At 62.2% G+C, this 25,595-nt stretch carries 19 protein-coding genes; 7 read left to right on the top strand and 12 right to left on the bottom strand.

The window, feature by feature from the left end; translation table 11 throughout:
• Position 1: 1 nt before the first annotated feature.
• Together ACZ5M5_RS01025 and ACZ5M5_RS01020 are read left to right on the top strand one after the other, a co-directional pair.
• Entirely contained in the window at positions 2 to 3,568 is a 3,567-nt protein-coding gene (locus ACZ5M5_RS01025) for an amino acid adenylation domain-containing protein (protein ID WP_464738457.1), read from the top strand.
• A gap of 32 nt (positions 3,569 to 3,600) precedes the next feature.
• On the top strand, positions 3,601 to 4,065 hold the full coding sequence (locus tag ACZ5M5_RS01020; protein WP_464738456.1) for an SRPBCC family protein: 465 nt from the start codon (positions 3,601 to 3,603) through the stop codon (positions 4,063 to 4,065).
• A 495-nt stretch (positions 4,066 to 4,560) separates the two neighbouring features.
• Here ACZ5M5_RS01020 and ACZ5M5_RS01015 read toward each other — a convergent pair whose 3' ends face one another.
• Positions 4,561 to 6,441, bottom strand: coding sequence for a methyl-accepting chemotaxis protein (locus tag ACZ5M5_RS01015; RefSeq protein ID WP_092204955.1), 1,881 nt, complete (start codon positions 6,439 to 6,441; stop codon positions 4,561 to 4,563).
• Between the two features lie 252 nt (positions 6,442 to 6,693).
• Here ACZ5M5_RS01015 and ACZ5M5_RS01010 point away from each other — a divergent pair, with 252 nt between their 5' ends.
• The 3 genes from ACZ5M5_RS01010 (at position 6,694) to ACZ5M5_RS01000 (ending at position 10,776) form a co-directional block, all read left to right on the top strand.
• Entirely contained in the window at positions 6,694 to 7,194 is a 501-nt protein-coding gene (locus ACZ5M5_RS01010; protein ID WP_060739752.1) for a sigma-70 family RNA polymerase sigma factor, read from the top strand.
• Positions 7,184 to 8,185 carry a FecR domain-containing protein gene (locus ACZ5M5_RS01005; protein WP_464738455.1) on the top strand — a complete coding sequence of 334 codons (1,002 nt, stop codon included), beginning with the start codon at positions 7,184 to 7,186 and terminating at the stop codon, positions 8,183 to 8,185. The genes ACZ5M5_RS01010 and ACZ5M5_RS01005 overlap by 11 nt, the downstream gene beginning before the upstream one ends.
• Before the next feature lie 86 nt (positions 8,186 to 8,271).
• Entirely contained in the window at positions 8,272 to 10,776 is a 2,505-nt protein-coding gene (locus ACZ5M5_RS01000; protein WP_103309790.1) for a TonB-dependent siderophore receptor, read from the top strand.
• 191 nt (positions 10,777 to 10,967) lie between these two features.
• On the opposite strand, the gene ACZ5M5_RS00995 is transcribed toward ACZ5M5_RS01000, so the two are convergent.
• Positions 10,968 to 12,041 carry a fatty acid desaturase gene (locus tag ACZ5M5_RS00995; RefSeq protein ID WP_464738454.1) on the bottom strand — a complete coding sequence of 358 codons (1,074 nt, stop codon included), beginning with the start codon at positions 12,039 to 12,041 and terminating at the stop codon, positions 10,968 to 10,970.
• A 100-nt stretch (positions 12,042 to 12,141) separates the two neighbouring features.
• Between ACZ5M5_RS00995 and ACZ5M5_RS00990 the strand changes: the two genes are divergently transcribed.
• Positions 12,142 to 13,146, top strand: a complete 1,005-nt coding sequence (locus ACZ5M5_RS00990) for an AraC family transcriptional regulator (protein ID WP_060739756.1) — start codon at positions 12,142 to 12,144, stop codon at positions 13,144 to 13,146.
• A 195-nt stretch (positions 13,147 to 13,341) separates the two neighbouring features.
• On the opposite strand, the gene ACZ5M5_RS00985 is transcribed toward ACZ5M5_RS00990, so the two are convergent.
• Positions 13,342 to 14,028, bottom strand: coding sequence for a Crp/Fnr family transcriptional regulator (locus ACZ5M5_RS00985; protein ID WP_060739757.1), 687 nt, complete (start codon positions 14,026 to 14,028; stop codon positions 13,342 to 13,344).
• Positions 14,029 to 14,115: 87 nt separating this feature from the next.
• Here ACZ5M5_RS00985 and ACZ5M5_RS00980 point away from each other — a divergent pair, with 87 nt between their 5' ends.
• Positions 14,116 to 14,640 carry an Mpo1 family 2-hydroxy fatty acid dioxygenase gene (locus ACZ5M5_RS00980; RefSeq protein WP_060739758.1) on the top strand — a complete coding sequence of 175 codons (525 nt, stop codon included), beginning with the start codon at positions 14,116 to 14,118 and terminating at the stop codon, positions 14,638 to 14,640.
• Positions 14,641 to 14,798: 158 nt separating this feature from the next.
• Here the strand turns inward: ACZ5M5_RS00980 and ACZ5M5_RS00975 are convergent, their stop codons facing one another.
• The 9 genes from ACZ5M5_RS00975 to dibA all read right to left on the bottom strand — a co-directional run bounded on the left by ACZ5M5_RS00975 (position 14,799) and on the right by dibA (position 25,589).
• Positions 14,799 to 17,018: a GMC oxidoreductase gene (locus tag ACZ5M5_RS00975; protein ID WP_060739759.1), complete on the bottom strand. Its 2,220-nt coding sequence runs from the start codon at positions 17,016 to 17,018 to the stop codon at positions 14,799 to 14,801.
• Positions 17,015 to 17,524 carry a hypothetical protein gene (locus ACZ5M5_RS00970; protein WP_060739760.1) on the bottom strand — a complete coding sequence of 170 codons (510 nt, stop codon included), beginning with the start codon at positions 17,522 to 17,524 and terminating at the stop codon, positions 17,015 to 17,017. Before ACZ5M5_RS00970 ends, ACZ5M5_RS00975 begins: the two co-directional genes overlap by 4 nt.
• Entirely contained in the window at positions 17,514 to 18,881 is a 1,368-nt protein-coding gene (locus ACZ5M5_RS00965) for a hypothetical protein (protein ID WP_060739761.1), read from the bottom strand. The genes ACZ5M5_RS00970 and ACZ5M5_RS00965 overlap by 11 nt, the downstream gene beginning before the upstream one ends.
• A 280-nt stretch (positions 18,882 to 19,161) precedes the next feature.
• Positions 19,162 to 20,151 carry a sulfate/molybdate ABC transporter ATP-binding protein gene (locus tag ACZ5M5_RS00960; protein WP_060739762.1) on the bottom strand — a complete coding sequence of 330 codons (990 nt, stop codon included), beginning with the start codon at positions 20,149 to 20,151 and terminating at the stop codon, positions 19,162 to 19,164.
• 3 nt (positions 20,152 to 20,154) lie between these two features.
• Positions 20,155 to 21,024 (bottom strand): sulfate ABC transporter permease subunit CysW, encoded by an 870-nt coding sequence (gene cysW, locus ACZ5M5_RS00955; protein WP_024618577.1) that lies wholly within the window; start codon positions 21,022 to 21,024, stop codon positions 20,155 to 20,157.
• Between the two features lie 12 nt (positions 21,025 to 21,036).
• The gene (cysT, locus tag ACZ5M5_RS00950) at positions 21,037 to 21,855 is read right to left on the bottom strand and encodes a sulfate ABC transporter permease subunit CysT (protein ID WP_013692011.1); all 819 of its coding nucleotides are present in this window, start codon (positions 21,853 to 21,855) and stop codon (positions 21,037 to 21,039) included.
• A gap of 175 nt (positions 21,856 to 22,030) precedes the next feature.
• Entirely contained in the window at positions 22,031 to 23,044 is a 1,014-nt protein-coding gene (locus tag ACZ5M5_RS00945) for a sulfate ABC transporter substrate-binding protein (protein WP_192264283.1), read from the bottom strand.
• A 167-nt stretch (positions 23,045 to 23,211) separates the two neighbouring features.
• Positions 23,212 to 23,394 carry a sulfur starvation response protein OscA gene (oscA, locus tag ACZ5M5_RS00940; RefSeq protein ID WP_042732574.1) on the bottom strand — a complete coding sequence of 61 codons (183 nt, stop codon included), beginning with the start codon at positions 23,392 to 23,394 and terminating at the stop codon, positions 23,212 to 23,214.
• Between the two features lie 287 nt (positions 23,395 to 23,681).
• Entirely contained in the window at positions 23,682 to 25,589 is a 1,908-nt protein-coding gene (gene dibA / locus ACZ5M5_RS00935) for a phosphodiesterase DibA (protein ID WP_207283258.1), read from the bottom strand.
• Positions 25,590 to 25,595: the final 6 nt, after the last annotated feature.

Raw genomic sequence — 25,595 nt, 5'->3', positions numbered from 1 at the left:
GATGAGACGCCTCGACATTGCAGTGCCTGGCATCAGCCAGGCCATGGCCGAACTGGCCCGGGAGCTGGAACTGCACGGCCACGCAGTGGTTCGGCACTCGCCGGCCGGCCACGACGCGGTCGACCTGTTGATCGACGACGGGACAACACCGCAAGCCATTGAAGCCCGTTCATGCCTCCAGATCCGCGTGGCCCTGTGCACGCTGCCCGGTGAGACATTGCCGCAACCGGTGCTGGTTTTCCGCGACGGTGCGCAGCGGCTGTTGTGCCAGGAAGTGATCGCGCCGCAACGCGATGGCAATGGCCAGTCCTTGCGCCTGCGTACGCTGGCGACGCTGGTCGAGACCGGCGCACGGCTGGTCAGCCAGTTATCCCGGGACGAAACCTGTTTCGATCACTGGCCAACGGTCCACGCTGACCCTATCGACCCGCCCCTGCTCGGGCTCGATGCGCTGGAGCCGCTGGCCTTCGAGCACGGCCTCAATCGGCCGGCGGTGCCCTGGCTGCTGGCCGCCGCCGACGTGCCGGTGATGCACAGCATCGAACAGCGCCTGCTCGATGACGCCACGCAACCGGCCTTGTGGGTCGATGAGCAATTCATCGACTACAAATCCTTGCGCCGCCTAGCGCTGGGGATGCAACAGCCGATGCTGGAAACACTGCAAAGCGCCGGACCTGTAGGAGCAGGGAGAGCTGAACCTGTGGGGGCAGAGAGCACTGAACCTGTGGGAGCAAGGCTTGCCCGCGATGAAGACACCGAAGTTCTCAACCAAACCGCGTCAGCGTTCATCGGGGGCAAGCCTTCCTCCCACAGGTCTTCCTCCCACAAGGTGATCGGTGTGTGCCTGCCCAAATCCGCACACCTATACGCGGCGATCCTCGCGGTGCTGGGTTGCGGCGCGGTGTACCTGCCGCTGGACCCGCAACACCCGGCGCAACGTCGACGCTTTATCCTGGAGAATGCCCAGGCGGACCTGCTGCTGCACGACGGCAACAGCGACCTCGGCGATCTCTCGCTGCCAACGCTGAATGTCCATCAACTGCCTGCGCTCAAACCGGGCATCCCGGCCTCGCTGATCCGGCGCGTGGTGAACATCGACGAGCCGGCCGTGGCGATCTACACCTCCGGCACCACCGGCCAGCCCAAAGGTGTGTTGCTCAGCCACCGCAATCTCAGCCATTTCTGTGCCTGGTACGGCGACTACGTCGGGTTGCAGCGCGACAGCCGGGCGTTGCAGTTTTCCACCATCAACTTTGACGCGTCGCTGCTGGATATCCTGCCGACCTTCATCCACGGCGCCCTGCTGGTGGTGCCCAGCGAAGACCAGCGCCGCGACCCGCAGCAATTGGTCGCGTTGATTCACCAGCAACACGTCAGCCACGCCTTTCTGCCGCCTGCGCTGCTGAGCGTCATGCCCCTGGATGCGCCGCTGGGCCTGACGCACCTGATCACCGGTGGCGATGTCTGCGAGCCGTTCGTGATCGAACAGCTCGCGCCCCAATGCCGGTTCCACAACATCTACGGCCCGACCGAAACCACGGTGCTGGCGACCACACGCCAGTTCGGTGTCGGCGACAACAACCGCAACCTCGGCGTGCCCATCGCCAATGGCCGGGTCCTGATCCTGGACGAACAGTTGCAACCGGTTCCCCAAGGTGTCCCCGGCGAGTTGTACATCGCCGGCCCGGGCGTCGGCCTCGGCTATCTGAACGACCCGGCGCTGACCGCGACGCGTTACCTCGACCTGGCGCTGCCCACCGGGCAAGCGCTGCGGGTCTATCGCACCGGCGATATCGGCCAGTGGACCGACAACGGCATCGAACTGTGTGGCCGCCGCGATAACCAGGTGAAGATCCGCGGTTTTCGGGTCGAGCCCGAGGAAATCGAGCACTGCCTGCGCGACAGCCAGCTGTTTCGCCAGGTGGCGGTGGGGGTCGATGAAAAGCGGCGGATCCTGGCGTTCCTGGTTCACTCCGAACAGACGCCCCCCGGCGCAGCCCTCCAGGCGCTGCGCGAGCACGTGCAGAACAGCTTGCCCAGCTACATGCACCCGGCGGCCTACGTCGAATTGCCCAGCCTGCCCTACACCAGCAACGGCAAGGTCGATCGCCGGGCATTGCTCGCCATGGCGGTGCAGGTGCACGTCGACGGCCAACGGCGCCAACCGCAGAACGCCCTGGAAACACAACTGCAGCAACTGTGGGCCGAGCTGCTTGAATTGCCGGTCGACGACATCGCCACCGACGAGAGCTTCTTCAACCTTGGCGGGCACTCGATCCTGCTGTCGCGCCTGCTGCTGAGCATCCGCCAGGTGTTCGGCCGTAGCCTGTCGATCAACCGCTTCATCGAAGCGCCGACGCTGACGACCTTGGCGAAGTTGCTGGACGACCCGGAGCACAGCAGCGCATCGACTCTCAGCCCCCAGGCCTTCATCGATGCCGAGGCCGAGCTCAACCTCGATCCGCTGCCCATCAGCCAGTGCGGCGATGTGCACAAGGTGGTGGTGACCGGCGCCAACAGCTTTCTCGGCGTGCACATCGTCGAAGCGCTGCTGGCCTGGGGCGCCACGGAAGTCGCGTGCCTGGTGCGCGGGAGCGCCGAACACAGCGCGGCCGAACGTTTCTCCCAGGCCCTGCGGGACAATCACCTGACCCACCTGGACCTGGACCGCGTCAGCGTGTACGCCGCCGACATCACTCAACCGCAATTGGGTTTGCCGGACGACGTCTACGCCCGCATCGATAGCACGTTCGGCGCGCTGGTGCACAACGCCGCCCACGTCAACCATGTACTCGACTACGCGTCGTTGGCACGGGACAACGTCGAGCCGATTTTCGAGTGCCTGCGCCTGTGTGAAGGGCGCAGCAAGAAAATCTTCAATTTCGTCTCCACGCTGTCCGCCTCCAGTGCTTTGGATGCCGATGGCCAGGTGCTGGAACAGCCTGCCGCCGAGACGCCGCCGATCTACATCAAGAACGGCTACAACCTGTCCAAATGGGTCGGCGAACGGATCCTGCAACGGGCCCGCGATCGCGGGGTGTGGGTCAACCTGTTCCGCCCCGGCAACATCAGCTTCAACAGCCTGACCGGGGTCTGCCAGCCCCACAAGAATCGCTTGATGCTGATGCTCAAGGGCTCGATCCAGCTCGGCCAGGTGCCAGACCTGTCACTCAATTTCGACCTGATGCCGGTGGATTTCCTGGCCCGCTTCATCGCCTTCCACGCCAGCCGCTACCAGCCCACCCAAGCGGTGTTCAACCTGCACAACCCGCAGCCTTTGAGCTGGGACGCTTACGTCGCGTCGTTCCGCGACAGCGGCCGGGAATTTTCGCTGGTGAGCGTCGCCGAGTGGCAACGGCAACTGGCGCGGGTCGATGCCGACAATGCGTTGTTTGGCGTGCTGGGTTTCTACCTCAACGGCTTCGAGGAAGACATCGGCGACATCTCGCTGATCAGCCACGACAACGCCCGCGCCGGCGTGCGGCAGATGGGCGCCAGCTATCCGGAAAAGTCCCCGGCCCTGCTACGTCGCGGCGCCGACTACCTCAAGGCCATCGACTTCATTTGAAACACCCTCAACCCAAAGCAAGGAGCAAGACCATGAGTGCATTGCAACCCGACACCCTGATCAAAAACCCCCACGCCTGCCAGGTCGAAACCTCGGTGGAGGTCACGGCCGACGCGGCGCGCGTCTGGGACGTGGTGGGTGATTTTGGCGGATTCAACCGCTTCATCCCGGCCTTGGAGCACATCGAAATGACCGGCGAAGGCGTGAGGTCCCTGCGCAAGAAATTCTTCCGCGATGGGCAGAACCTGGTGGTGGAACAGCTCAACAGCCGTGACGACCAGGCCATGCACATGACCTGGACGCTGATCTACAACACCCTGGGCATCGACAACCTGTGGGCGGCCATGCGCGTCGCCCCCCTGGCGGACAACCGATGCCGCGCCACCTGGACCATCATCGCCGACCACACCGACGCCCACACCCCGTCGGGCTTCAGGGATTTCCTCCAGGGCTTCGCCGATGAGGCGATGGGGAATGTGCAGGAGATGTTCAAGTAGGCACTAGCCCCCTGTGGGAGCGAGCTTGCTCGCGAAAGCGGCGGGTCTGTTGGCGGTGATGGTGGCTGTACCGACGCCATCGCGAGCAAGCTCGCTCCCACAAGGGTTCTCGGGTGGAGACAGGGTTTGTGTCCACCACTCATTCCAGTGTGGGAGCCGAGCTTGCTCGCGATGGCGGTGGGTCTGTTGGCGATGATGCCAGCTGGGCAGCCGTCATCGCGAGCAAGCTCGGCTCCCACAGGGGTTCTCGGGTGGAGACAGGGTTTGTGTCCACCACTCATTCCAGTGTGGGAGCCGAGCTTGTTCGCGATGGCGGTGGATCTGTTGGCGATGATGCCAGCTGGGCAGCCGTCATCGCGAGCAAGCTCGGCTCCCACATTGAGTTGGCGTGAACTCAAGACCCAGGCTCACCAACAATCCCCTGTGGGAGCGAGCTTGCTCGCGATGGCGGTGGACCTGTATCGGTGATGGCGGTGGCTCGGCTTGCGGCTGGGGTCAGATCTTGAAGCTGTCCACCAGTTGCTTCAGTCGATTGGCCTGTTGGGACAAGGCATCGCAATCCTTCAGAGTTTCATTGAGGTTGGCCACGCTTTGCTGGTTCAGCAGGTTGATGTGGCTGACGTCCATGTTGAGGGTTTCGACCACGGCGGTCTGTTCTTCGGTCGCGGCGGCCACCGACTGGTTCATGCCGTCGATCTCACCAATGCGCTGCGTCACGCTGACCAACCGCAGGCCGGCCTGGTTGGCCACTTCCACGCTTTCTTCGCTGGAGGTCTGGCTGGCGTTCATCGTGGTGACCGCTTCACGGGAGCCGACTTGCAGCGAGGTGATCATCTTGTGGATTTCTTCCGCCGACTCCTGGGTACGGTGCGCCAGGTTGCGCACTTCATCGGCCACCACCGCAAAACCGCGGCCGGCTTCACCGGCACGGGCCGCTTCGATGGCAGCGTTCAAGGCCAGCAGGTTGGTTTGCTGGGAGATGCCCTTGATCACGTCCAGGATGTGCCCGATGTTGTCGGTGCTGGCGTTCAGGGTTTCGATCTGGGTGCACGAGAGGCTGATCTTCTGCGACAGCTCGGTCATGGCCTGGATGGTTTTTTCCACCACCTGGCGACCGTCATCGGCCTGTTCGCTGGCACCGCTGGCATGCTGCGAGGCATCGGCGGCATTGCGCGCGATTTCCTGGGTCGCGGCGCCCAACTGGTTGATGGCCGCGGCCACGCTGTTGGTGCGCGCACTCTGCTCATCCGAGCCGACGAGCGAAGCGTTGGACGAGGTCATCACCCGCTGCGACAGGTCATGCACCTGACGGGTAGCGGAAGACACTTCCGAGATCGACGCATGAATCCGCTCCACGAACTGGTTGAACGAACCACCCAGCACCGCGAACTCATCCTTGCCCTGCACCACCAGGCGGCGGGTCAGATCGCCTTCGCCCTGGGCGATGTCCTGCATGGCGCGACCCATGGTGGTCAACGGGCGCATCAATACCTGGATCAGCATGCTCAGCAGCAACGCAATGGCCGCCACCGCGACGAACATCGCGATCAACGCCGACGTACGGAACTGGCTCAACGGCGCATAGGCCTTGGCCTTGTCGATCGACAGACCGATGTACCACTCGGCATTCGGCAGGCCCGCCACCTGGGTGAACGAAAGAATGCGGTCCTTCCCATTCAGCTCAACCTCCTGGATACCCTTGCCAATGCGCACCGGGGTGCCGGGGTAGATGTCCTTGAGGTTCTTCATCACTTGGTCTTTATCCGGGCTGACGATCACCTGACCGTCGCCGCTCACCAGGAACGCATGGCCGATACCACCGAAGTCCACGGAGTTGATGATTTTCACCAGGGTTTCCAGGCTCAAGTCGCCGCCCACCACGCCGAGCAGTTCGCCGTTGTGCTTCACCGGCAGGGCAACGGTCACCACCAGGCCACCCACCGCCGCCAGATAAGGCGGGGTCAGCATGGTTTTATCGGCGGTCACCGCCTGTTTGTACCAAGGGCGCTGACGCGGGTCGTAGCCGTCAGGCATTTTTGCGTCAGGCCGTTGGGTGAAGACACCGTTGGCCTGGCCTACATAAGTGAACTGGAAATTCGACGTCAGCGCCGGTTGGTCGACCAGCCCTGGCAAATCGGCAGTGGCCCCCTGATGCGCGATGTTTTGCGCCAGGTTTTCCAACACCAGTATCCGGCCACTCATCCAGTTCTGGATGCTGCTGGCCGTCAGGTCGCCGGATTGCTCGATGGACGACTCAAGGCTGCTGCCAATGGTGTTGCGCTGCAAATAATCGTTGTAGAGCGTGAACAGGGCAAAAGCCAGAACCACCACACCAGAGGCGGCGAGAAGGATTTTGTGGCTGAACTTTAGATTCATCGATGGGGCTTCTTATGCAAGGAGTGGGGGTGCATTCCAGATTGCAACGTTCCATATAACAGCGCGGGCGGTTGTCACTTCGCTCCACTTTGGTGCACGCATATCAGTCTGTCGGCAAGCCTGTACAAATAATTAGGGATTCGAAGAAATAGGCGACGGGAGGACAAGGCGGGCGAACGGTGGTTGCAAATTCGCCAGGCGATGATGACAATGCGACCTATTATCATTTGTAGCATCCAGGCCGTCGCGTCCATGTCATCTCCCGAGTTTGCAGTACAGGCGCTCTACAGCCGGCATCACGGCTGGCTCAATACGTGGCTGCGCACCCGGCTGGGCAATGCCGCCGACGCAGCGGACCTGGCCCAGGACACCTTCGTGCGCCTGTTGCAGCGAAGCGAACGCCTGGAGCTTAGTACCCCACGCGCCTTTTTGCGCACCATCGCCCAAGGCCTGGTGATCGACCATTGGCGGCGAGCGGAAATCGAACGCGCCTACCTGGAAACCATCGCTCACCTGCCGCCAGCCCAAACCCCTGGCGCTGAAGCCCAGGCCTTGATCCTGGAACTGCTCGAAGCCATTGCCAGGATGCTCGAAGGCCTCAAGCCGAAAGTGCGCAGGGCCTTTCTGTTGGCCCAGTGCGAAGGCCTGACGTACAAGCAGATCGCCGAACAGATGGGCATTTCGTTGCGCTCGGTGGAGCGCTACGTCGCCGATGCGCTGTACCACTGCTATGTGTTGCGCTATGAAAGCTGAGCCGGCGGATCACTTGCAGAGCCGCCGCAAAGGCCCGTCGCAACAGGTGGTCAGGCAGGCGATCAACTGGCTGCTGCGCCTGCGCAATCACACCGCTCACCCGACCCTGCGCCAACAGTGCGACACCTGGCGCGCCGCCCACCCTGAACACGAACTGGCCTGGCAACGGGTGCAATCGCTGCACAGCGAATTGACCTCGAACCTGCGGGCGGTGCCCGGTGCCCATGTCGCCCTGGACACCCTGGAGAACAGTGCCCAACGCCTCAGTCGTCGCCAGGCCCTGAAGTTGCTGTCGGGCATCGCCGTGGTGAGCGGCGCGGCATGGCTGGGCAAGGACCTGGGCTGGCAAGCGTGGAATGCCGATTTCGCCACCGCCACCGGTGAACGCCGAGGTTTCCAGTTGCCGGACGGCACGCGGCTCGAACTCAATACCCACAGCGCCGCCAACCTGGACTTCAGCGCCCGGCAGCGCCTGATTACCCTGGCCCGCGGTGAAATCATGGTCACCTGTGGCCGCGACCCGGGGCGGCCGCTGCTGGTGAAAAGCCGGCATGGCCTGTTCGAAGGGCTGGAGGGGCGCTTCGTCGTGCGCCAGGACAGCGACTGCACGCGCTTGAGCGTCACCAGCGGACAAGTCGTCATCCGTTCGCACCCCAACAGCGATGGCACGCCCATCCAGGTCGAGGCCGGGCAAAGCTATCTGATCACTGCATCGACAGCGGCCCTGGCACCGCCGCTGGACATGGATGCAGGCGCCTGGGCCGACGGTTTGATCGTCACACGCAACATGCGCCTGGAAGACTTCCTCAATGAAGTAGGACGCTACCGCCCGGGCTATCTGCACTGCGCGGCGTCGATCGCCGACCTGCGCCTGTCGGGGGTGTTCCGCTTGGAGGACACCGACAAATTGCTGGCCGTCCTGCCCCGCACGCTCCCGGTACAACTGCGCTATCGAACCCGTTGGTGGATCACGGTGGAACGCCTGGCTTGATTTTTTTTTGGCGGGTTTCAGGCCGGCGTCCGGCTAGGACAGTAAGCACCCCTTATCTGCCTTCAGCGACTCCTACGGAACCTACAATGACTGAGCGCGTACCTCTCAAGAACCCCTTCGGCTTCTCTTCGCAACCGGGCCTGTTGCGCCAGGCGATTCACGCCGCGCTGTTCTCCACGGCGCTGGGGGTCAGCGTCGTGCCGATGCTCGCGGTGGCCGCACCAAACGGCGTCACCGCCAGCCGTCAGAGCTACAACATTGCCCCCGGCCCATTGAGCGATGTGTTGAACCAGTTCGCCCGCCAGGCCGGGATCACCCTGGCAAGCACCCCGGCGCAAACCGGCGGCGTCCAGTCCCCGGGGCTCAAGGGCGAGTATTCGCCCGACCAGGCCCTGAGCCAGTTGCTCAGCGGCTCAGGACTGGTTGCCGTCAGCCAGGATGGCAGCAGCTACGTGCTGCAAACCGAGACCGCTGGCAGCACACTGGAATTGCCGACCACCGACATCAAGGGCTTCGCCCTGGGTAACGCCTTGGGCAGCATGGAAGGCTACAACGCCACCCATAGCCAGGTCGCCACCAAGACCAGTACCGCCCTGCGGGAAACCTCCCAGAGCGTGTCGGTGGTCACCCGCGAACAAATGGATGACCAGGGCGCGCAAACCGTATCCCAGGCCATGCGCTACACCCCCGGCGTGCTGACCAACCCCTACGGCGCCACCCACCGCTACGACTATGTGGCGATGCGCGGCTTCAACGACGGCTCGGTGGATAACATCTACCTCGACGGCCTCAAGTCCATGGGCGACAGCGGCACCTACAGCTCCATGCAGGTCGATCCGTACTTCCTCGAGCGGGTCGACATTCTCAAGGGCCCGTCCTCGGTGCTCTACGGCCGCAGTTCACCGGGCGGCCTGGTGGCGCTGACCAGCAAGAAGCCGCTGTACGAGGCCTATCACCAGATCCAGGCCACGGTCGGCACCCAGGGCCAGCGCGGCATGGGCTTCGACTTCAGCGGCCCGGTGGATGATGAAAAGCGCATCACCTATCGCCTGATCGGCCTGGCGGACAGCTCCGACACCCAGTTCGACCACAACAAGGAAAAACGCTTCGCCCTCGCCCCCACGGTGAACATCGACTTCAGCGAGGACACCTCGCTGACCCTGCAAGCCTACCTGCAGCATGACCCCGACGGCGGCTACCACGGTGGCATGCCGGCCGACGGCACCTTGCATCAGCGCAACGGTCGACGGATTTCCGAGCACTTCTTCGAAGGCGAACCCGGCATCGACCGCTATGAGCGTGACCAGCAGTCGTTCGGCTACCAATTCGAACACCGCTTCAACGATGTCTTCACCGCCCGGCAGAACTTCCGTTACCTGGATTCCGAGGTCAAGAACGATCAGGTCTATGCCTACGACTGGACCACACCCACCAGCAACGAGCTGAACCGCTACTACACCGGCGCCGAAGAAAAGCTCCATTCCTTCATTGTCGACAACATGCTGCAAGCCGAATTCTTCACTGGCGCGACCAAGCACACCGTACTGATGGGCGCCGACTACCAGCGACGCAAAACCGTGGTCGACTGGACCAGCGGCAGCCTGGCGCCGATCAACGCCTTCGACCCGGTCTACGGCAACTCGGCCATCACCTACTTCAGCCCCACCAGCTACCTGCGGCGCCTGGAGCAGACCGGCGTCTACCTGCAAGACCTGATCGAAATGGACAAGTGGCGCTTCTCCCTCGGCCTGCGCCAAGACTGGGTGCAAACCTCGGATGAGAACCGCATCGCTGAGTTCGGTCGTCCGGAAGGCACCGAGATCAACGACAAACGCACCAAGCTCACTGGCCGTGCCGGGGCGCTGTACCTGTTCGACAATGGCCTGGCGCCGTACATCAGCTACTCCGAGTCGTTCAACCCGAACTCCTATGCCGACAGCGCCGGCAACCCGCTGCCGCCGACCGATGGCAAACAATGGGAACTGGGGTTGAAGTATCAGCCGCCGGGCACGGATGATTTGTACACCGCCTCGCTGTTCCGTATCGACCAGGAAAACCTGGCGACCAAACTGCCCCAGGACAACTTCTACCGCGCCATCGGTGCCGTGCGCTCCCAGGGCCTGGAGCTGGAAGCGCACCTGCAGTTGACCGAACAATTCAAAGTGCTGGGCAGCTACACCTTCACCGACATCGAATATTCGAAATCGATGGTCAGCACCCTCAGCACCCCCACCGACATCATCGAAAACAAGGGCAACTCACCGACCCAGGCCCCTCGCCACATGGCCTCGGTCTGGGCGGACTACAAGTTCGACAGCGGTGCCCTCGATGGCCTGCGCCTGGGTGGCGGCGTGCGCTATGTCGGCTATAGCTGGGCCGATGCGGAGAACACCATGAAGGTGCCGTCCTACACGTTGTTCGATGCCTCAGTGGGGTATGACCTGGGCAAGGTCGGCTTGAAGGGCGTGGACGTGCGCCTGAACGCGAACAACCTGACGAACGAAAGCTACGTCGCCTCGTGCGCGAGCCTGAGCTATTGCTACATGGGCGAAGAGCGCAATGTGGCGGCGACGGTGAGTTACCAGTTCTAACTCATTCTTCAGGCCAGGCATGCACCTGTGGCGAGGGGATTTATCCCCGCTGGGCCGCGAAGCGGCCCCAAAAGGGTGGATGTGATCAGGCCTGACACTACGCGGCGGCAGGTCAAAGGGGCTGCTGCGCAGCCCAGCGGGGATAAATCCCCTCGCCACAGGTTGTGTGTTTGTCCTTGGAGTGGTGCGTCTCAAACTCGAGCCGTACCCATCTCCTCCCGCACCACAGCCTCTTCCCGCACAAACCGATTCGCCCGCCCGAACGTGCCGAAGTCATTGAACCGCACGCCCATCTCCCGCATCACCTTGTGAGCCACCGGCACCGTCAGTTGGCGAATGTAGAACGGTTCCTTCACCACGAAATGATGAATCCCATGGCTGCTGCCGAAGTTGAAGCAGAACGCCTGCAACGGCCACAACCACCAGGGATTGAGCACCTGGGTTTGCTGGATGACGTTGCCCGGCTCGATGTCGCCGTAATAGTGCATGTTCGAACTGACGAAATGCAGGCAGAAGGTGCGCAACACATTCGGCCCGATGATCACCACCGCCGCGATGTCGATCACCTGCATCGTCGCCAGCGTGGTGGCCGACCAGTCAATTGACGTCCCCAGCAGACTGGCGACACCGTTGGCCCCGTGGAAACCGAGGAACACATACCAGGCGCCCCAGTGCAGCAACGCCAGCGGGAAATAAACCTTCAGCGTGCGCTTGAGGATGCTGCGCTTGTGCACCCAGGTCTTGGCCCGCAGCAGGCGGATGAAGGCCGACATCACGTTGTCGCCCACCATCAGCAACCGCGCCAGCCCCCAGGGTTCACCGTTGGTGATCGCCCGCTCCTCCATGTCGGCCTCGCTGCCGGACACCTTGTGATGGTTGAGGTGCAGGTGGCGACGGATCCACGGGTTGATCGTGCTCGGCCGCGCCAGCCACACCAGCCCCATCATCAGGTTGTGGGGCAGGCGCTGCTTGCGGAAATACATGCTGTGGATCAGGTCGTGTTCCAGCTCGTGGGTCAGGGACGCGAAAAACCCGTTGAGCAACAGGCACGCCCACCCGGCCAGGTAACCGTTGATGTAGAGCAGCGCCGAACCGATCATCCCAGCCAGGGCCAGTGCCAGGATGCCCGCGCCCAACGCATCCTGGTGGCGCAGGATCGGATAACACTGGCGCAACTCCTCGCCCCGGGCCAGGACCACCTGGCGAATATGGGCCGCTCGTTGTTGTGCATTCAATCGCTCGGGGCTTGCGCAAGTGCCGTGCATGGCTTACATCCTCTATTAGAGATGTGCTCATCCTGCCGGGCGTTGTCCCATGGGGTGGTAGCCGTAAACGCCAACCTGTTGACTGCAAGCGCCAATCGTCATGACGGAACCGACCTCCCTCGCCAGTTGGACCCGCGCCCTGCGCAAGCAGCTCGATGCATTGGGCCTGGACAGCCATGCCCTGTGCGTCGAGGCGGGTCTCGACCCGCAATGGATGGACGACCCGAACGCCCGTTACCCGCTCTCGGCCACCACGCGCCTGTGGACATTGGCCGTGCAGGCCAGCGGCGACCCGGCCATCGGCCTGCGGGTGTCGCGCTTCGTCAGCCCCACCACGTTTCACGCACTGGGTTATGCCCTGGTGGCCAGCGGCAGCCTGCGGGAAGTGTTCGAGCGGATCGTGCGCTATCACCCGGTGGTCAGCGATGCACTGACCCTGCAACTGAGCCGCGGCGAAGACCGCTACCGCTTCAATCTCGATGTGCCCCAGGGCAGTCCGGCACCGGCCTTTGAAGCCATCGATGCGTTCGCGGCGATTTACGTGCGCACCTGTCGCAACCGCCTCGGCCGTGATTACGCACCACTGGCGGTGTACCTGCGCCGCCCGGAACCGGCGGACCCCAGCCCATGGCACAAAGTGTTTCGCTCGCCGGTGCATTTCGGCGCCGCCCAGGATTGCCTGGAGTTCAACCTCAGCGACTTCGACAGCCACCTGGACGACGCCAACCCCGAACTGGCCGAGCACAATGAAACGGTGCTCGAACGCACCCTCGCACAGCTCAAGCCTATGACCTGGGAGCGCAAGGTGCGTGCGGCCATCGAGGCCCAACTGCCCGAAGGCGAGCCCAGCGCCGAACGCATCGCCCAGGCCATGCACCTGAGCCTGCGCAGCCTGCAACGGCATCTGGCCGACGAAGGCTGCCGCTTCGACGCACTGCTCAACGAATGCCGGGAAAACCTGGCGCTGCTGCACCTGCGCGATCCCCAATGCTCGCTGAGCGAAGTCAGCTACCTGCTGGGCTTCGCCGATACCAGCAGCTTCAGCCGCGCCTTCAAGCGCTGGACCGGGATGACGCCGGGGCAGTTTCGGGATGGGTTGCGCTAGGGATTTGCGTTGGCTGGGCTGGCCCTATCGCGAGCAAGCTCCCACATTGGGAACGGTGTGACCGCAATATCTGCGACAACACAAACCCCCTGTGGGAGCGAGCTTGCTCGCGATGGCGGTATATCAGTCCATATTGATGTCGACTGACCTGTCGCCTTCGCGAGCAAGCTCGCTCCCACAGGGTCCAGGGCAGGTTCAGATTGTGGTCAACGCCCGCAATCGCTCGATGTCGAGGATTTCGATCTCGCCATAGCCCAAGTGGAGAATGCCCTGGGCTTGCAGGTCCTTGAGGATCTGGTTGGTGGTCTGGCGGGACAGCGAGAGCATCAATGCCAACTGCTCCTGGGGCAGTTGCAGAACTCGGCGCGCCGGTTCGATTTCGCCGTAGCCTTCGGCGATCATCAGCAGGCGGTGGGCCACGCGGGCCGGGGCGGGCATCAGGCTCAGGTGTTCGAGGTTGATGAAGGTCAGGCGCAGTTTGTGACTCATCAACAATGCCAGATGCCGCCAGTAGACCGGTTGCGCTTGCAGGAAGGCCAGCAACGGCGCCTGGGGCACGTGCAGCAGCGTACATTGACCCACCACAACCGCATCATGGGTTCGTGGCTGGCCATCGAACAGGCAGATTTCACCGAACCAGTGAGGTGCCTCCACCACGCTCAGCAACGCCTCCTTACCCTGTTCGTTCACCGCACCGACGCGCACCGCCCCTTCCAGTACGGCATACAGCCCACAGGGTGGATCGCCGCGCTGGAACAACCGGTGCCCCGCTGGCAGGCAGCGCACCCGCGCCATGCCCAGCAGACTATTCTGTAACTCAACAGGCAAATGGCTGTACCAGTGACCGGCCATCAGGTGCGAGTGCCAGGGATGCGCGTTCATGGAGACTCCAGGACAAGTGTCGGCTAGCTGACAGAACATCATGTGGAACCCGGGCATCATGCAGGCATCACCTCAGGAGGAACAACAATGAAAAGCCTCGTCGATCATCTCAGTCAATATGCGGCGTACCACCGTGATCCGCGCAATATCGCCAGCCATTTCATCGGTATTCCGCTGATTTTCGTCGCCGTCGCCGTGCTGCTGTCACGACCTGGTTGGCCGCTGGGCGCGATCCTGATGTCTCCGGCATTGCTGGTGGCCGTGGCCAGTGCCTGGTTCTACCTGCGCCTGGAAGTGCGCCTGGGTGTGCTGATGACGGTGCTGCTGGGCCTGGCGGTATGGCTGGGTCAGACACTGGCCGCACAAAGCACGGCGGTGTGGTTGAGCAGTGGCCTGGGGATGTTCGTGGTGGGCTGGGTGATCCAGTTCGTCGGCCACTATTACGAAGGCCGCAAACCGGCGTTCGTCGACGACCTCACCGGGCTGATTGTCGGGCCGTTGTTCGTGGTGGTGGAAGCGGGTTTCCTGCTGGGACTCAGGAGCGAACTGAAGCGGGCCATCGAAGAGCGCGCCGGGCCGGTTGCCGTGCGCAACCAGCGTTCGGCGGCGTGAAAAAACCATGCCCCTCTGTGGGAGCGAGTCTGTGGGAGCAAGGCTTGCCCGCGAAGGCATCGCCTCGGTCTATCAGCTACACCGAGGTGTTTGCATCGCGGGCAAGCCTTGCTCCCACAAGCTCGCTCCCACAGGAGTCAGGCTTTATCGCTCATGCGTTACAGGGCTCCGAATTCGACCCGAATCGTCAGTGCACCGGTGTTATCTTTCAAGCCAGATCCGTACTGCCCGGTCAGGTCATCGTTGATGCACAGTTGCAGCTCCCCTTGCTGATTGCCCGGAACCTGCGCCAGGTCCCCCACCAGGAACGGCGTGCCACCAGCGCCCACACGACCGATCAAGGCGCCTTCGGCGGCACCGGGCAAGGCATAGCTGCTGTAGTCGATGTGCCGCGAACCGCCATTTCCATCGACATTGCCACCCTGCGGACTGGCACACCATAGCCCACTGACGTAGCGAACCAGCCGCGGAACCAACCCGTTGACCTGCACGCCAGTGCCCTGCCAGGCGATGTTGGATTGGACCTGCATCGTCACCGCCTTCAGGTCGTTGGCTATGGTGTCCCCGGCCTGGAACGACAACGCCGCGATCGTCAGGCTCGGGTTCGAGGTGCCGGTGCTGGGGAAGACGCCATCGCCCACCAGGAACAGGTTCTTGTGGTCCCAACTGCGCTGGTACTTGTCCACCACCGACTTGGTCGGATCATCCCCCATACGGTAAGTGCCCATCAGGTGCCCGGCGCCCTGGAAGGTGTAATCCTCTTTTAGGTGCGTGAATTTCCCTTCGCCAATGGGTGCCGTCAGTTCCTCCGCGCCGAGCAGGTCCTTGATGATGTGGCTCGCCAATATCTTCGCCCGCCTGAAACCTTCCCTGGTGTAATCGGACAGCTCGTAGTGGATTTCCGGCCGAAGAATGCCGAGCCCGTCCGTGAGCTTGTCCGTCGAGGGCACGATGTAGCTCTTGGCCTTGTCGGGATCCTTCTCCACCTGCTCCACCAAAAAGGCGATCCGAAACTGGCGGATGAACAGGTCGTTGAGCCGTTGAATCAGGGCCGTGCCGTAAAGCACTTCAGTGGGCTGCGTGTCCTTTTTCGATGGCAACGGGTTGGTGCGACTTATGTTCTTGCCGTCGATGAAATCGACCACGGTGACGTAAGGGTCGCCCACCGGCCAATTCCAGCCCTCGTTGCCGATTTCGATGCGCCACGCCGCTCGCTGGCTGCGAAAGTCGCCGTCCCGCAGGCTCTCGATGCCCGCCGTGGACACCGGGCCCCGATATGGAAACACCGTCTTGCCTTCCGGCATCAGCCCCCACGCCAGGTAAATCGGGTGGTCGGACAGGCTGCATCCGACCTGGTGGCTGCTATTGGCCACGCCATCGGGCCAGGCCGGGGTCTTGGAGTTGAGCAGCAATTTAGGGGTCTCGATGGCATGGGCCGCGATCACGTAACGCTGCCCGATGGCCACGCCGGAGCCCGTCTTCGGGCCCTCGCCAAGCTGGTATTGAATGAATTCGACGCCATTGATGTTCTTGTCCGGGCCCACGGTCACTTTGCTGGCCACGGTCCGGTACATGACCCGGACCTTGCCGGTGGCCAGGGCCTTGTTCAGGGTCACGGTGGCGTCGTACTTGGCCTGGATCGGGCAGATCGGCGTGCAGTTGGTATTGCCGGCGCACACCCGGCGCCCGGCATAGGGCTGGGAGTTGCGCCCGGCCGGGGTCGGACTGACCACCAGCGGCAAGCCGTCGAAGCTCTTGCCGGTCACGGCAGCGACAAAACTGCCATCGACCAGCGACAACGGAATGCTGTGCATCGGGAATGAATAGCCCTCGGGGAATGTCATGCCCAGGTAGGCCTGGTCGGCGACATTGGCCGACACGCCGATTTCCGCCTCCGCCCGGCAATAGGCGCTTTGCAGGTCGTCGTAGCTGATCGGCCAATCCACCCCGACGCCGTACTTGCTCTTCAGGCGGAAATCGTTCGGCAGCATGCGCAGGCAGGTTCCGACCCAGTGCCAGGTCGTACCGCCGCCCACCCGTTCATAGGTGCTGTTGAAGGGCAACGGGCCCTTCTGCACCAGGTAGCTGGTTTTCGGCTTGTTCCAGCCACCGAGCAGGTCGGCGATGGTTGCCCGAGGCGCATTTTCCTTGCTCGGGTCACGCGGCGAGTTCAGGGTCGACACTGGCGGATAGGGCGACTCCGGGGTCTTCAGGGTGGCGGTGTAGAAACGCTCCAGGTATTGCGCACGGTTGGCCGGGACCTCCGGACCCGATTCGAGCACCAGCACATCCACGCCAGCCATGCCCAACTGATAAGCGATGATGCTGCCGGCCAGCCCCGCGCCAACGATGATCACCTCGGCTTGTTCGGTACTCATGACGAGGCTCCTTGCGTGTTGGCAGGCACGCCGGTGTAGTCCTCAAGGCTCGGTGGCGTGGTGTTCCAATAACCGAAAAACATCTCGCTGTAGCCCATGGGATGGGCCTGGGCAATTTTCCAGGCCCAGCTCTGGATGTAGGCCTGGTCGGACACCACCGTCGAATCGGTCGATGCGTAGTTACCGGTGGCATAGGGCTGATACCAGACGCCCAACAACCACAACTTCATGATCGAACGCGCGGCGTGGGCCGCTTGCGTGACAGCCGGGTTCGATCCGTTCATCAGCACCGCTTGGGCGATCTGGTCAGGGGGCACATTGTCCGCCGCCAGCGTGGCGTACTGAGTCAGCAAGGTGTTGAGTACAGCAGGGGTGATACGCGGGGTGATGAACGCGAGAAAAATTGGCGGCAGACCCACCTGGTCGATCGCCGGTGCCAGCCGATTTACGGGAATGCCAGTCAGGGCCGAAGACAGGCCTACGAAATTGTCCAGATCACTGCTCATGGTTGACTCCTTGTCCGCCAGTGGACTGTGCACGTTCAAGCAAATAGGTGAAATCCGCGAAGCTGGTGCGCGCAGACTCGGTGACATGGGTGGCCGCGTTGCCGTGACAGGCCATGCAACTGGAGGACGCCTGGGGCACGGTGCCCTGGATATAGGTTTCCAACGTGGCGTTGGCCAGGAACAACGGCGCGGGGCTGCCCAGCGGGTTGGCGGCCGATACCTGGCAGTTCTTGGGTGGGTCTGACGGCCACTGGGTACTGATCAGTTGATAGTTCGCCCAGACACTCTGCTTGTTCACCGTACGCAACAGCGTTTGATAGGTGGTATTGAGGGTTTTGGTGGCTTCGGTCAGCGGCACTTCCCGCACGATCTGCGAGGGTGTCGCCTTGACTGCCGGGTTCCATGGCCGTGGCGGCGGCTGGTTGATGTCGCTTTTGCTGGCCGCGTTGTAGAACAGATAAGGCCCCGTGCGCTGGGCCACAGGCGTGGTTTTTTCCGGCACGTTTTTCACATGCTCGAAGGTTGACCAGACCCATTGCGCCGCGCTGGTAGTCTTATGAACCATATGCAATCCCACCAACCCGACCGGCTCGGACACGCATGACTCCGCGACGATCGGCCCATGGCTCGGGTCGTTGTTGCCCGGGGTGTAGACCAGTGCATCGACGGTATGGAAATCCTGGCGGTTGTCGTTGGGGCCCAGCACTTTCCACGATGCCTTCACCATCACCGCGCCGACCTGTTTGGTCTGGGTGGAACCACAGCTGAACGCCACGGTGTTGTTCGGATTGGCGGCGAAGAATTTCTGCTGGCCTTCGATGCTGTACAGGCCGTTGTCGACGATGCCGTCGAACATCGATTGGTTGACCACGATTTCGTTGCGCGTGTAGGTACCGTTCTGGTCCACCAGCGGGCCGCTCTCGAAGGGCTGGATAAACTCATCCAGCACATCGGGCACCTTGCCCATCTGCTGCAACAGGCGACCGGGCTTGAGCGACTTGCACGCTTCAGGGAGGGTCGCCGATGCGTTCCAGGGCAGCGGCGTCTGGCCCTTGGCGCGGAAAATCTGGTAGCTCTCTTTCCAGCTCTCCCACACGGTGGCGCCATCCTGCTTGCCGATGGGCGTGCCGGTATTCGGATCACCGTTATCCAGCGCCGGCCAGTTCAGGGCGATGAAGGTCTGCCACGACAGCTCATCGAAATCGGCTTGCAGGCTGACCAGTGAAACGGGGTGGGTCACCGTGACATCGAAGGGTATCTGGGGGGACAACGCAGGGGCGGCGCTGGCGGCCGGGACCAGCAAGACGCTTAGTAATGCACAGCCAAACGGGCCATGCCGACTGACTTCCATTCTCATACTCATCTCCTTGGCATCAGGGTGCCAGGAGATAACACCGGTCCGTCGTTGGACTCTCTCTCGCCTCCTGGCAAGTCAGAGTCTAGGTAGGGTTTGAGATGGGAAAAGGCGTTAGCGTAGAACCAATCGAAGCAAGGCTGGGTAGAGTTATTCAGATTCTGATCGGGGACAGCGAGGACGCCATCGCGAGCAAGCTCGCTCCCACAATGGATCTCCATAGGTACACAAATAGTGTGTTCACTGAAGTTCTACTGTGGGAGCGAGCTTGCTCGCGATGCTTTTAGAGGTTGGAAACCTTCTGCCAGACCTTCGGCTTGAAGAACAGCGTCTCACCCTTGGCCAGGCCCACCAGGCTGTCATGGTCCTTCACCACTTCCGCCTCGATCAGTTCGCTCTGGCCTTCCACCTTCAACGTCACCCGAGTGGTCGCGCCCAGCGGGCGAATGTCGCGCACTTCGGCGGCGTGGTGGTCTTCCAGCTCCGAGCGCGACAGCGAGACTTCGTGAGGACGGAACAGCACATGCTGGTCCTCCCCCAAGTGCAGGCGGTTCGAGTCGCCGAGGAAGTGGTACACAAAGTCGCTGGCCGGGTTTTCGTAGACATCGCCCGGCGAGCCGATCTGCTCGATCACGCCCTTGTTCATCACCACGATCCGGTCGGCGACTTCCATGGCTTCTTCCTGGTCGTGGGTCACGAACACCGAGGTCAGGTTGATGTCCTCGTGCAGGCGCGCCAGCCAGCGGCGCAGTTCCTTGCGGACCTTGGCGTCGAGGGCGCCGAACGGTTCGTCCAGCAACAGTACCTTGGGTTCCACAGCCAGGGCGCGGGCCAGGGCGATCCGCTGACGCTGGCCGCCGGACAGCTGCTCCGGGTAGCGGTCGGCGAGCCAGTCCAGTTGCACCATGTTCAGCAGTTCGTGGACCTTGGTCGCGATCTGGCTTTCGTTCGGCCGCTGATTCTTGGGCTTCATGCGCAGGCCGAAGGCGACGTTGTCGAACACCGTCATGTGGCGGAACAAGGCGTAGTGCTGGAACACGAAACCGACGTTGCGATCACGCACGTCGTGACCGGACACGTCCTCGCCGTGGAACACGATGTTGCCATGGTCCGGGGTTTCGAGGCCGGCGATGATCCGCAGCAACGTGGTCTTGCCGCAACCCGACGGCCCCAGCAGCGCGACCAATTCACCGCTCTGGATGTCCAGGCTGATGTCGTCCAGGGCCCTGAAGGCGTTGAAGTTCTTGCTGACGTTACGGACTTCGATCGACATGACTTATTCCTCCGCGGCGCTGGCGCGCAGGCGGTTGATTCGGTTTTCGCTCCACTGCTTGAGCAGCAGGATGAAGAGCGCCAGGATCAGCAACAGGCTCGCCACAGCGAACGCGGCCACGTGGTTGTATTCGTTGTAGAGGATCTCGACGTGCAGCGGCAGGGTGTTGGTCACCCCGCGAATGTGCCCGGACACCACCGACACCGCGCCGAACTCGCCCATGGCCCGGGCGGTACACAGCACCACGCCATAGATCAGCCCCCACTTGATGTTCGGCACGGTGACATGCCAGAACATCTGCCAGCCATTGGCGCCCAGCAGGCGCGCGGCCTCTTCTTCCTGGGTGCCTTGTTCCTGCATCAGTGGGATCAGCTCACGGGCCACGAACGGCACCGTGACGAAGATGGTCGCCAGGACGATGCCCGGCAGCGCGAACACGATCTGGATGTCGTGATCCGACAGCCACGGGCCGAACAGGCCCTGGGCGCCGAACATCAGCACATACACCAGGCCCGCGATCACCGGCGACACCGAGAACGGCAGGTCGATCAGCGTCACCAGCATGCTCTTGCCACGGAATGAATATTTGCTCACGCACCACGCGGCACTGACGCCGAACACCAGGTTCAGCGGCACCGAGATCAGCACGGCGATCACCGTGAGCTTCAGCGCCGACAACGCGTCGGGTTCGAAGATCGCGGTGAAGAACGCCCCCAACCCGAGCTTCAGGCCCTGGGACACCACGATGAACAGCGGCAACAGCAAAAACAGCGCGAAAATCAGCCAGCCAAGGCCGATCAGCACGCGCCGCGACGTCGCACTGCCGCGACGGGCGGCGTTGGTGGAGGCTGCGGAAATAGACGATTGGGACATGTTCGCGCCTCCTTATGGGGTTTCGATGCGCCGCTGCAGCAGGTTGATCAGCAGCAACAGGACGAAGGAAACCACCAGCATCAGCACGCCGATGGAGGTGGCGCCGGTGTAGTCGTATTGGTCGAGCTTGACCATGATCAACAGCGGCAGGATCTCGGTTTTCATCGGCATGTTGCCGGCGATGAAAATCACCGAACCGTACTCGCCCACGCCACGGGCAAAGGCCAGGGCGAAGCCGGTCAACCAGGCCGGCAACAACGCCGGCACCAGGATGTGGCGGAACACCTGCCACGGCTTGGCACCCAGGCAGGCGGCGGCTTCTTCGACTTCACGGGGAATATCGGCCAGCACCGGCTGCACCGTGCGCACCACGAACGGCAACGTCACGAAGGTCAGCGCCAGGGTAATGCCCAACGGGGTGTAGGCGATCTTGAAGCCCAGGTCGGTGGCGAACTGGCCGACCAGGCCGGTCGGCGCATACAACGCTGTCAGGGCAATACCGGCCACGGCAGTGGGCAAGGCGAACGGCAGGTCGATCATCGCGTCGATGATCTTGCGGCCGGGGAAGGTGTAGCGCACCAGCACCCAGGCCAGCAGCGTACCGATCACGCCGTTGATGATCGCGGCGTACAACGCGGTACCGAAACTGAGTTTCAAGGCCGCCAGCACCCGCGGCGCCGAGATGATCGCCCAGAACTGTTCCCAGGTGAGTTGGGCGGCATGCACGAACATCGCCGCCAGGGGTATGAGCACAATCAGACTGAGGTACACCAGGGTGTAGCCCAGCGTCAGCCCGAAGCCGGGTATGACGGGGGATATGCGACGCGACATAGAAGTCCTTGGTTGAAAACACACTGTGGGAGCAAAACTGGGTGGGAGCAAGGCTTGCCCGCGATGAAGGCGACTCGGTTTCTAAAGGACCGCATCGCCTTCATCGCGGGCAAGCCTTGCTCCCACAACATCCCCTTGCCACAGATTCAGTGTCCGGCTTTTTAGATCAGCCAGCTTACTGCGCCTGATAGATCTGGTCGAACACGCCGCCATCGTTGAAGAATTTCGGTTGGGCCGTTTTCCAGCCGCCGAAGTCCTTGTCAATGGTCACCAGCTCCAGTTTCGGGAATTGGCGGGAGTACTTGGCGGCCACGTCCTTGTCACGTGGACGATAGAAGTTTTTCGCGGCGATTTCCTGGCCGGCCGGGCTGTACAGGTGCTTGAGGTATGCCTCGGCGATCTCGGCATTGCCCTTTTTCTCGGCGTTCTTGTCCACCACCGCCACCGGCGGTTCGGCGAGGATCGACAACGACGGCACAACGATGTCGAACTTGTCGGCGCCACCGTCTTCCTTCAGCGCCAGGAAGGCTTCGTTTTCCCAGGCCAGCAACACGTCGCCCTGACCGTTGTTGACGAAAGTAATGGTCGAGCCACGGGCGCCGGTGTCGAGGATCGGCACGTGCTTGAACAGCGCCTGCACGTATTCCTTGGCCTTGGCTTCGTCACCCCCGTTGGCCTTCAGGCCGTAGGCCCAGGCAGCGAGGAAGTTCCAGCGCGCACCGCCGGAGGTCTTCGGGTTCGGGGTGATGACCGACACGTCGTTCTTGATCAGGTCGCCCCAATCCTTGATGCCCTTGGGGTTGCCCTTGCGCACCAGGAACACGATGGTGGACGTGTAAGGCGTGCTGGCATCCGGCAGGCGTGTTTGCCAGTCCGCTGGCAGGGACTTGCCCAGCTTGGCGATTTCATCGATGTCGCCGGCCAGGGCCAGGGTCACCACGTCGGCCCGCAGACCGTCGATCACCGCCCGACCTTGCTTGCCCGAACCACCGTGGGACTGCTGGATCTTCACGCTGTCGTCCGGGTGCGCTTTCTTCCAGAAATTGACGAATTCGGCGTTGTAATCCTGGTAAAGCTCGCGCGTCGGGTCGTAGGACACGTTGAGCAGCTCGTAATCCTTGGCGACGGCGGAACCTGCAAAAACAGCACTGGCCAGGGCGGCCAGGGCATAACGACGAATGGACGACATGGTGAAAGCTCCTGGAATTCTGGTTTTCTTATGGCTTATAAATCGTGAGACCTGAACAAATCGAACCGCTGTGTGAGCAAAGCTTGCTCGCGATGAAGGCACCACAGTTCCCCAGAAATCGAGGCGCCTGTTTCGCGAGCAAGCTTTGCTCCCACAACCAGACTGTTTCAGCCCGGTTTATGGCTCGGCTGCTGCAAGCGGAATTTTTCCTTGCGTTCGATCTGGACCACCTGGGCGTTGTGCACAGTGATTTCCACTGCCCCAAAGCGTAGATCGCGCAACGCGCTCTGGATCTCGCGCAAGATGGTTGCTTCGTCCTGGCCGTCAACACTACGTAGAGATGCGCTCATGCTGCTGCTCCTTTAAATGAATGCCTGGCAGTGGGCGGCACTGCTTGCGGCGTGGGAGCAATACTAGATAAGTGCGGATATTCTTAAAAAGACTATTTAAGAATTTTTATATAACCAAAATGATATTGAGCTTTCCGCCCCCCTACGGCGGCTGTGATTGCGCCATCGCGAGCAAGCTCGCTCCCACAGGGGAAGCGGGTTAGCGCGCATATCACAGGCAACACAAAACAACGGTGGGAGCGAGCTCGCGATAGCCGAGTGTCAGTCAACATCAATGCCACTGACGATCAAGCAATGACCGGCGCGCAGTCCCAATCCAACTGCGCAGCCGCCACCGGCCGACCAAACCAGTAGCCCTGCCCCAGCTCACACGCCTGCCCAAGCAAAAAGGCCGCTTGCTCGCGCTGCTCAATACCCTCGGCATGCACTTGCATGCCCATGCTGTGGGCCAGGGCGATGATCACCCGGACGATCGCCGCGTCATCTTCATCCCACGGCAACCCCGCGACAAAGCCCTGATCAATCTTGAGCTTCTGCACCGGCAAGCGTTTGAGCCGCAGCAGCGACGAATAACCCGTGCCGAAATCGTCGATGGCCAGGCGCACGCCCAATTCCCGCAGGCGGTGCATCTGCTCCAGCGCCACCTCCGGGTCTTCCATCACCGCGCTTTCCGTCACTTCCAGTTCCAGGCAGGCCGGATCCAGGCCCGTGTCGTGCAACACCTGGGCAACCTGCTCGTACAATTCGCGATGGGCAAACAACCGACTCGAGACGTTGACGGCGACGAACGACAACGCCACGCCCGCCTGCTGCCACCGGCACATCTGCCGACAAGCCTGGTCCATGACCCAGGCATCGACCTGGGCAATCAGGCCGGTACGCTCGGCGATGGGAATGAACTCGGCCGGCGACACCAGCCCCCGCGTGGGATGCTCCCAGCGCACCAGCGCCTCGACACCGATCAGACGGCTGCTCGCCAAGTCGTGTACTGGCTGGTAATAAACGCGCAACTCCTGCTGCTGCAGCGCGCGACGCAGTTCGAAGGCAATTTCGACCCGTTGCTGCGCATGGGCGGTAAGTTCTTCGGTATACAGGGCGTAGCCATCGCGTCCGGCGCTCTTGGCCTTGAACAACGCCGAATCGGCATTGCGCAACAGTTGCCCGGCGTTCAGGGCATCACCGGGGAACAGGCTGATGCCGATGCTGGCGTTGATGAACAACGCGTGCTCATCGAACCGCAGCGGTTCTTTCAAGGCGTCGAGGATGCGCCGGGCCAACGCCGCGGCCTGGCCAGGCTGGGAGCAGTTTTCCACCAACACCGCAAATTCGTCACCCCCCAGCCGGGCCAGGGTCACGCCCGGGGCAAACAGCCCGCGAAATCGCTCGGCCACGCCTTTGAGCAACTCGTCGCCGACGTTGTGGCCGAGGCTGTCATTGATGTTCTTGAAGTGATCCAGGTCCACCAGCAACAGGGCACAGCCACGCTTGTGCAACTGCGCCGACGCCAGGGCCTGCTCGGTGCGGTCGGAAAACAGCAGGCGGTTGGGCAAGCCTGTCAGCGGGTCGTGATGGGCCAGGTAGGCCAGTTCGTGCTCGGAATCCTTGATGGCGCTGATGTCCGAAAACACCGCGACATAGTGGCTGACTTGGCCGTTGTCATCATGAATGACGCGGATCGTCTGCCATTGCGGGTAGATCTCACCACTTTTACGCCGATTCCAGATCTCGCCACTCCACTCGCCCAGGCTGGCCAGGGCGGCAAATATGTCGCGATAGAAATCCGGCCCATGGCGACCGGACTTGAACAGATTGGGGCGCTGGCCCAGCACTTCGTCCCGGGCATAACCGGTGATCGCCATGAAAGCCCGGTTCACATGCACGATCAAGCCGTTGCGGTCGGTCACCAACACCCCTTCGCGGGTGCAATCGAAGACGGCGGCGGCCTGGCGCAAGCGCTCGCGATCGACACCGTGCTCGCCCTTGGCGAAAAACCGCGAGATCCGCGCCCGGGCCAAGAAGATCAGCCCGGCGCTAAACAGGATCCAGGCATACCCGTTGATCAGGAGCCAGCGCTGCCTGTCGGCGAATTGATCGAAGAAACTGCTCAATAAATAACCAATCAGCTGCAGCCAGACGACTGACAACACGAGGTAAAGCAGCGCTACGCGCATGGCACTGCGTTGATAAGCAGGCATTCGGCC

This window comes from Pseudomonas sp. Van50, from assembly GCF_055390755.1.
The sequence above is the reverse complement of the archived record's forward strand: the minus strand, read 5'-3'. Positions and strand labels throughout refer to the sequence as shown.

What these genes read in the sequence shown, in the direction of transcription:
- cysW (WP_024618577.1), bottom strand. Translation starts at nt 21,024, where the DNA reads ATGTCCCAATCGTCTATTTCCGCAGCCTCCACCAACGCCGCCCGTCGC.
- ACZ5M5_RS00975 (WP_060739759.1), bottom strand. Translation starts at nt 17,018, where the DNA reads ATGAGTACCGAACAAGCCGAGGTGATCATCGTTGGCGCGGGGCTGGCC.
- ACZ5M5_RS01025 (WP_464738457.1), top strand. Translation starts at nt 2, where the DNA reads ATGAGACGCCTCGACATTGCAGTGCCTGGCATCAGCCAGGCCATGGCC.
- ACZ5M5_RS00965 (WP_060739761.1), bottom strand. Translation starts at nt 18,881, where the DNA reads ATGAGAATGGAAGTCAGTCGGCATGGCCCGTTTGGCTGTGCATTACTA.
- ACZ5M5_RS01005 (WP_464738455.1), top strand. Translation starts at nt 7,184, where the DNA reads ATGAAAGCTGAGCCGGCGGATCACTTGCAGAGCCGCCGCAAAGGCCCG.
- ACZ5M5_RS01020 (WP_464738456.1), top strand. Translation starts at nt 3,601, where the DNA reads ATGAGTGCATTGCAACCCGACACCCTGATCAAAAACCCCCACGCCTGC.
- ACZ5M5_RS00945 (WP_192264283.1), bottom strand. Translation starts at nt 23,044, where the DNA reads ATGTCGTCCATTCGTCGTTATGCCCTGGCCGCCCTGGCCAGTGCTGTT.
- ACZ5M5_RS01010 (WP_060739752.1), top strand. Translation starts at nt 6,694, where the DNA reads ATGTCATCTCCCGAGTTTGCAGTACAGGCGCTCTACAGCCGGCATCAC.
- ACZ5M5_RS01015 (WP_092204955.1), bottom strand. Translation starts at nt 6,441, where the DNA reads ATGAATCTAAAGTTCAGCCACAAAATCCTTCTCGCCGCCTCTGGTGTG.
- ACZ5M5_RS00990 (WP_060739756.1), top strand. Translation starts at nt 12,142, where the DNA reads ATGACGGAACCGACCTCCCTCGCCAGTTGGACCCGCGCCCTGCGCAAG.
- ACZ5M5_RS00970 (WP_060739760.1), bottom strand. Translation starts at nt 17,524, where the DNA reads ATGAGCAGTGATCTGGACAATTTCGTAGGCCTGTCTTCGGCCCTGACT.
- cysT (WP_013692011.1), bottom strand. Translation starts at nt 21,855, where the DNA reads ATGTCGCGTCGCATATCCCCCGTCATACCCGGCTTCGGGCTGACGCTG.
- ACZ5M5_RS00980 (WP_060739758.1), top strand. Translation starts at nt 14,116, where the DNA reads ATGAAAAGCCTCGTCGATCATCTCAGTCAATATGCGGCGTACCACCGT.
- oscA (WP_042732574.1), bottom strand. Translation starts at nt 23,394, where the DNA reads ATGAGCGCATCTCTACGTAGTGTTGACGGCCAGGACGAAGCAACCATC.
- dibA (WP_207283258.1), bottom strand. Translation starts at nt 25,589, where the DNA reads ATGCCTGCTTATCAACGCAGTGCCATGCGCGTAGCGCTGCTTTACCTC.
- ACZ5M5_RS01000 (WP_103309790.1), top strand. Translation starts at nt 8,272, where the DNA reads ATGACTGAGCGCGTACCTCTCAAGAACCCCTTCGGCTTCTCTTCGCAA.
- ACZ5M5_RS00995 (WP_464738454.1), bottom strand. Translation starts at nt 12,041, where the DNA reads ATGCACGGCACTTGCGCAAGCCCCGAGCGATTGAATGCACAACAACGA.
- ACZ5M5_RS00985 (WP_060739757.1), bottom strand. Translation starts at nt 14,028, where the DNA reads ATGAACGCGCATCCCTGGCACTCGCACCTGATGGCCGGTCACTGGTAC.
- ACZ5M5_RS00960 (WP_060739762.1), bottom strand. Translation starts at nt 20,151, where the DNA reads ATGTCGATCGAAGTCCGTAACGTCAGCAAGAACTTCAACGCCTTCAGG.